The following is a 5410-nucleotide window of genomic DNA, read 5'->3' on the forward strand; positions in this document are numbered from 1 at the left end:
AGCGGCAGCGTGTTCTCGAGTTTGATGATGTGAATCTTGTTGCGGTCGCCGAAGATGTAGGACTCCATCTTCGGGTTCCAGTAGCGGGTGCGGTGTCCGAAATGGACGCCGGCTTCCAGCAGCTGACGCATGGTAATCGACGACATGGTGCAATCTCCTTGGGTTGGGCTGACCGCGCATCGAGGAATCCTTACGGCTTCGTCAGATTGTTTGACGAGCGTTCAGAACACCCAGGGACGAGCGCGGATGGTTTCTTGCTGCCTGCTTCCACCAAGCCTTTGAAAAGACGGCGCGATGGTTGCATTGCCTTGCGGCGGCGCGCTTTATACCATACGCCGCTCGACGCTGACCACCCGCCCCGTGCGGCCCCATCCGGACAGCGCGCGGCGACCGCCGCATTCCCCCCAAGCAGCACAGGCACGAAACCTTACATGTCGGTAACCATCAAGAATCCGGAAGAGCGCGACGGCATGCGCGCCGCCGGCCGGGCAGCAGCCTCCGTGCTGACCATGATCGCGCCGCATGTGAAGGCCGGCGTGACCACCGAGGCGCTCGATCAGCTTTGTCATGACTACATCGTCAACGACCTGAAGGGCATCCCTGCCCCGCTCGGCTACGGCGGCGGCCACGGTCGGATGCCGTTTCCGAAGTCGGTGTGCACCTCGCTCAATCACGTGGTCTGTCACGGCATCCCGGCAAACAAGGCCTTGAAGCGCGGCGATGCGCTGAATATCGACGTCACCGTGATCCTCGACGGCTGGCACGGCGACACCAGCCAGATGTTCTACATCGGCGAGCCGACCATTCTCGCCAAGCGGCTGACCGAAACCACCCGTGAGGCGATGCTGGCCGGCATCCGCAAGGTCAAGCCGGGCGCGCGCCTCGGCGACATCGGCGCGGCGATCCAGACGATTGCCGAATCACGCGGCTATTCGATCGTCCGTGACTACTGCGGCCACGGTATCGGCCGGATCTTTCACGAAGACCCGCAGGTGGTGCACTACGGCCGCGTCGGCACCGGCATGGAGCTGGTGCCGGGCATGACCTTCACCATCGAACCGATGCTCAACGCCGGCAAGGCCGACGTCCGGCTCCTGCCGGATGGCTGGACGGTGGTCACCAAGGATCATTCGCTGTCGGCGCAGTGGGAACACACCATCCTGGTCACCGAAACCGGCTACGAAATCCTGACCCTGCGCGAAGGGGAGGCCGTTTGAAGACGGCTGTGGTCGGTGGCCCGTGGTCAGCCGTCAGAGGTCGCGCAGCCCGCGCCTTCCGCTGTTCAAGCAGGAATCACCTGCGATCCGCAGAATGCTCTGATTCCAAGGGCCACAGGCCACTGGCCACTCATCACTGGACACTGTTTCATGGGCGCTGAAATCGAGCTGAACGAAGACGAGAGCATTGCCGTCTTCTCCGCACGCCGCGTCCGCAACCGCCTGCGCGCCGATAGCGGCAAGCCGATCACCGCGTTCCGCGAAACCCTGGCCTGGGGCCGCGAGCGGCTAGTCGGTCTGTTCCATGAAGGCACGCCGGCCGATTCGCTGGTTCACGCCCGCGCCCATCTGGTCGACGAAGTGCTGCGCGAAGCCTGGACCCAGTTCCTGCCGCAGTCCTCGGGCGGTCTGGCGCTGATGGCGGTTGGTGGCTACGGCCGCGGCGAACTGCTGCCGCATTCGGATATCGATCTGCTGGTGCTGTTCGACGAGGCCTCGCTGGAAGCCTCGAAGTCGCAGCTGGAAAACTTCTTCGCCTTCCTGTGGGACATCGGCCTCGATGTCGGCTCAGCCGTGCGCAGCGTGCACCAGTGCGCCGAACTGGCGGCCAGCGATGTCACCGTCATCACCAATCTGACCGAAGCCCGGCCGCTGATCGGCGACCTGAGCCTGTTCGCGGCGCTGCAGGAAGCGATGCGCCCCGAGCACATGTGGCCGGTCGATGCCTTCTTCCGCGCCAAGGTTGCCGAGCAGCAGGCCCGCCACGCCAAGTACGACGACAGCGCTTACAAGCTGGAGCCGAACGTCAAGGAAAGCCCGGGCGGCCTGCGTGACATCCACACCGTGGCCTGGGTGGCCAAGCGGCATTTCGGCGCATCTTCGCTCACGGAGCTGCGCGAGCGCGGTTTTCTGACCAAGACCGAATGCGACGAACTGTTCGCCGGCCAGGATTTCCTCTGGCGGGTGCGCTTCGCGCTGCACATGATCACCGGCCGCCATGAAGACCGGTTGCTGTTCGATCACCAGAACAAGATCGCCACCCTGTTCGGCTACGAAGACCCGGACCGCAACCGCGCCGTCGAACAGTTCATGCAGCTGTACTACCGGACGATCAAAAGTCTGAGCTGCCTGAACGACATGCTGCTGCAGCTGTTCGAGGAAGCGATTCTCGGCAAGGGCCAGGATCTCGAAGCCAAACCGCTGAACTCGCGCTTCCAGCTGCGCGGCTGCTATATCGAGACCCGTGCCGAGGATGTGTTCCAGAAGTCGCCATCGGCGTTGATCGAAGTGTTTGCGCTGATGCAGCTGCATCCGAAGATCGAAGGCATCACCACCAATACGCTGCGGCTGATTCGCCGAGATCGCCGCCTGATCGACGACAGCGTGCGCAGCGAATTGCGCAGCCGCAGCCTGTTCATCGGCATGTTCCAGCAAGGGCCAGGGCTGACCCGTGCGCTGCGGCGGATGAACCGCTACGGCGTACTCGGCCGCTATCTGCCGGTGTTCGGCCAGATCATCGGCCACATGCAGTACGACTTGTTCCACACGCTTACCGTCGACGAACACACGCTGCGTCTGGTGCGCAATCTGCGCCGTCTGAACATGACGCAGTTCCATCACGAGCTGCCGTTCTTCAGCGACGTGATGAGCCGCATTGCGCGCCCGGACCTGCTCTACGTCGCCGGTCTCTATCACGATCTTGGCAAGGGGTCCGGTGGCGATCACTCGGAAGCCGGTGCGGTGGAAGCGGAGAAATTCTGCCTCGCCCACGGCCTGTCCCATGCCGATGCCGACCTGGTCTGCTGGCTGGTCCGCAACCATCTGCTGATGTCGCTGACCGCGCAGCGCCAAGACATTTCCAATCCGGAAATCGTCACCGCGTTCGCGACCAAGGTAGGCAACCGCAGCCGCCTCGACTACCTGCTGGTGCTGACCGTTTCCGACATCCGCGCGACCAATCCGGCGCTGTGGAATTCCTGGCGCGAAAGCCTGCTGCGCGAGCTGTATCACAGCGCCGGCCGGGCACTGGAACGCGGGCTCGACAACCCGATGACGATCGCCGAAAAAGTCGCCGAACAGCGGCGCACGGCCTATGCGCTACCGGGGGCAAGTGATGTCGACGGCGCGCTGACCGATCGCATCTGGGGTCGCTTCACGCCGGACTACTTTCTGCGCCACTCACCGGCCGAACTGGTCTGGCATCTGGCCGCGATCGCCAACACCACCGAGGACCAGTTGCCGCTGATCCTGGTCCGCACCCTGGATGGTCGCGGCACCACGGTGTTCGTCTACATGCGCGATCGCGATCATCTGTTCGGTCTGTCGACCGGCGTGCTCGCCAAGCTGGGCCTGAACATTCTCGACGCCCGCATCAACACCACGGCCGATGGCTACGCGCTCGATTCCTTCGTGGTCATGGAAGGCGACGGCACGCCGATCGAGAACGTGCATCGCTTCGAAGAAATCGGTAGTGCGCTGCGCAAGGTGCTGGCGGATCCATCGATCTCGGTTGTCGACGTCAATCGCCGCCGCGCCACGCGCCTGCGCCACTTCGACACGCCGACCAACATCCATTTCAGCCAGGACACCGCCCACGGCCGGACCATGCTGGAACTGGTGTCCGCCGACCAGCCCGGCTTGCTGTCGTTGATCGGCCGTGTGTTCCACAAGCGCGGCTTCCTGCTCGATGCCGCCAAGATCGCGACCATCGGCGAGCGTGCCGAGGACGTGTTCTACATCACCGATCGGCAGCACCAGCCGATCACCAACGAGAAGGTGCTGGACGAACTGCGCGAAGTGCTCACCCGCACGCTGAACAGCGCCGAAAGCACTCATAAATAAAACAGACAGACCCACCGAGAGACTGCTTGAACAACCAAGAATTGAAGGCGATCGTCGAGAGCGCCTGGGAAGACCGCGCCACGCTGGATGCCTCGAATACCGCGGTAGCTGCTGCTGTCGAAGCTGCGATCGAATTGCTGGACTCGGGTGCGGCCCGCGTCGCCGAACCGACCGACGCAGGTTGGCAAGTCAACGACTGGCTGAAGAAAGCCGTGCTGCTGTACTTCCGCCTGCATGACAACGCACCGATGGAAATGGGCCCCTTGATGGGCTACGACAAGGTGCCGCTGAAATACGCCGGCTGGACCGCCGAGCGCTTCAAGGCGCAGGGCGCACGCATCGTGCCGCCGGCCTCGGTACGCCGTGGCGCCTACATCGCGCCGGGCGCGATCCTGATGCCGAGCTTCGTCAACATCGGCGGCTACGTCGGCAAGGGCACGATGGTCGACACCTGGGCCACGGTCGGCTCCTGCGCGCAGATCGGCGCCAACGTCCATCTGTCCGGCGGTGTCGGGATCGGCGGCGTGCTGGAACCGCTGCAGGCAGCGCCGACGATCATCGAGGACGACTGCTTCATCGGCGCGCGTTCGGAAATCGTCGAAGGCGTGATCGTCGAGAAAGGTGCGGTGATCTCGATGGGCGTGTTCATCGGCCAGTCGACGCCGATCTTCGATCGCGAGAACAACACCGTCAGCTATGGCCGCGTGCCGGCCGGCTCGGTGGTGGTTGCCGGTTCGCTGCCCAGGGACGGCGGTCGCTACAGCATCAATTGCGCCGTGATCGTCAAGATCGTCGATGCGCAGACGCGCTCGAAGGTCGGCATCAACGCCCTGCTGCGCGACCTCTGAGTTTGGATCGCCGAACCGCTGTTCTGCTCAGGCAGGCGGCGGAGGCGGCGGCGTTTCAATCGCCTGTGCATCGGCTTGGCTATCCGGCCCGCCGATGCGCAGGAAGCGCGTGGCCAGATAGACCTCGCGCAGGAAGTGCAGCAGCCCGGCGATCAGCAGCAGCATCGCGAACACGAACACCGTCGCCACCACGCCACTGAGCCCGACGCCGGTCAGGGTGCTGATGAACAGCACGACGATGTCGCTGCAGATCATCACTGCACAGGACACGCACAAGGTCATTGCCCGGTTCGCCAGCCGGGCGCGCTTGGCCAGATTCTTCAGCGCCGCACGGATCCCGTCGGCCCGCACGATCGAAGCACCGCGCACCTGCGCTTCCAGATGCCGTGCCCGATCGACGATGCGCCCGAGCCGGTTCGAGATCACGCCGGTGAAGGCGGCAACACCGGCCAGCAGGAACACTGGCGCCACCGCCAGCTGGATGACGTGGGCAATCGAAGTGAT

At 63.9% G+C, this 5410-nt stretch carries 5 protein-coding genes; 3 read left to right on the forward strand and 2 right to left on the reverse strand.

The features are described from left to right. The coding region (locus tag QZY06_RS01700; RefSeq protein ID WP_295679389.1) for a 30S ribosomal protein S2 at positions 1-146 on the reverse strand (146 nt) is incomplete at its 3' end. A gap of 285 nt (positions 147-431) precedes the next feature. Here QZY06_RS01700 and map point away from each other — a divergent pair. From map to dapD, 3 genes are all read left to right on the forward strand, one after another. Further along, complete coding sequence (map, locus tag QZY06_RS01705) at positions 432-1217, forward strand: type I methionyl aminopeptidase (protein ID WP_295679378.1); 786 nt, start codon at positions 432-434, stop codon at positions 1215-1217. Between the two features lie 150 nt (positions 1218-1367). Continuing rightward, a complete protein-coding gene (gene glnD, locus QZY06_RS01710; protein ID WP_295679381.1) occupies positions 1368-4058 on the forward strand; it encodes a [protein-PII] uridylyltransferase in 2691 nt (896 codons plus the stop codon). Between the two features lie 41 nt (positions 4059-4099). Continuing rightward, positions 4100-4906, forward strand: a complete 807-nt coding sequence (gene dapD, locus QZY06_RS01715; protein WP_367275535.1) for a 2,3,4,5-tetrahydropyridine-2,6-dicarboxylate N-succinyltransferase — start codon at positions 4100-4102, stop codon at positions 4904-4906. 27 nt (positions 4907-4933) lie between these two features. Here dapD and QZY06_RS01720 read toward each other — a convergent pair. Continuing rightward, positions 4934-5410: DUF2721 domain-containing protein (locus QZY06_RS01720; protein WP_295679386.1), on the reverse strand; the 477-nt coding region annotated here is incomplete at its 5' end.

Origin of the sequence: uncultured Nevskia sp. (assembly GCF_903885465.1) — a bacterium.
GTDB lineage: Bacteria > Pseudomonadota > Gammaproteobacteria > Nevskiales > Nevskiaceae > Nevskia.